Raw genomic sequence first — 1,649 nt, forward strand, 5'->3', positions numbered from 1 at the left:
CCTGAATTATTCATACCTTTCAAAAAAGTCGTCAGTTTTCATGTTTTTCAAAAACTGACGGCTTTTGATCTTGCTTACTATGTATTGAGACTCTAAATTTTGATGGTATCACCTAACGGTGAGTCATTTTTGAATTTTTGGGTGCACTTATCCCTTGATCGTACAGAATTTTTTTTAATTGGGGCTATTTAATAGCCTGAATACGCTGTAATACCTGATAAAAGAGTCGATGATAAACGTGATGAGAACTCAGTCGTAACTGGATTCGTCGACCGGTAAACACAACGCGGGCAGCGACTTTGAATAAACGGATTCGTAATGTACTAACACGCAATCCGGTCTCTGTTTTAGGTAGGGCTATTTGCTTCATAAAATTGATAATATTGTACGCTAATACACTAACCATCATACGGGCAGCGTTGGCGGTAAACGTTGAACTATCAGTCTTATCAAAGAAGAAGCCCTCTTTGGCTTCCTTGATATAATTCTCCATCTGACCACGCTTATGATACAGTTCAAATGCTGCTTCTACGGTTAAATTTGTCAGATTAGTCACAATAAATTCATGTGAAAAGATCAATTCGCCAGCTACACGAGTTGACTTAACGTATACTTGACGCGGTTTAGGCCACGAAGTGGCCTGATAAGTTGCTGAGTAATAGTGAGTTTCGGTTTCATGCCACTCAGTTGTGTCGCTTATCTGTACAAACTCTTCTGCCAAGTTGTGTAGTCGCTTATTACGTTTGAGGCGAATAATGTAAAAGACATCATCGGCCTCGCAGGTATCATAAACAGCTGGTGTGGCGAACCCGCTATCACCGCGAACCAGAATATCAGTTTCTGGCAATTGGTCTTGATAATGTTTTAATAACGGTTCTAAAAAGGCTTTTATATCTGTGCTGGTATAGGCATTACCAGGCCGTAGGATGGCTTTCATGAGATTACCATCATTATCGATAGCTAGTAATGGATGATACCCCTCCGAGCCATAATGGGCGTTATAGTCAGTAGCTTCTTGATTGCCATAAGTGTCAGAATGGGTTGAATCAATATCAATAATGGTGGTCGTCTGATTAGTTAGCAGTCGAGCTTGATCAATAAGAGCTTGATTTAAAGTCTGGAAGGCGTCCACACCTGCGGAATCGATACGTTGCCAGAAACGGGATATCGTCGCTTGTGAAGCTAAGGCTGGTTTGTCCAATAAAAGTTTAAACAATGGTTCTGCAACCAATGAGGTTGCAGCAGAATCTGTATTATAACCGGCAATGATCTGCAGAACCAACTGCATTAAGATACTTGAATTACTATGTCGGCAGTATTGTCGATGGTCGTTGAACTTCAATAGATTGTCAGCTAAGTTCGTGAACTGAAACTTTGCCATCAGTTCAACACACAAGGTTAGGCCACCATCAGAAGATAATTGACCGCCGGTATGCGATGCTAGAATGTTTTTATTGAAACTAAATGCCATTTCCTGTACAGTTTTCATTATAGAGTCCTCTTCTCTTTATAGTGTCTTTTGGTCGAGTTAACTATACCAGAGCTGAGGCTCTTTTTCTGCACTTAAAAGGTGAAAACGTAAAATTCCCATCAAGCACTTGAATCATGTGTTTGATGGGGATTTTGGAGTTTCTGGTGAATAATTCAGG

1 protein-coding gene is annotated in these 1,649 nt (G+C 40.3%); it reads right to left on the reverse strand.

Features of this window, described 5'->3' with window-relative positions:
- Positions 1–184 precede the first annotated feature (184 nt).
- The gene (locus tag NGM66_RS14180; protein ID WP_208907224.1) at positions 185–1,489 is read right to left on the reverse strand and encodes an IS1380 family transposase; all 1,305 of its coding nucleotides are present in this window, start codon (positions 1,487–1,489) and stop codon (positions 185–187) included.
- Between the last annotated feature and the right edge of the window lie 160 nt (positions 1,490–1,649).

This window comes from Levilactobacillus yiduensis (assembly GCF_024718525.1).
Classification (GTDB): domain Bacteria; phylum Bacillota; class Bacilli; order Lactobacillales; family Lactobacillaceae; genus Levilactobacillus; species Levilactobacillus yiduensis.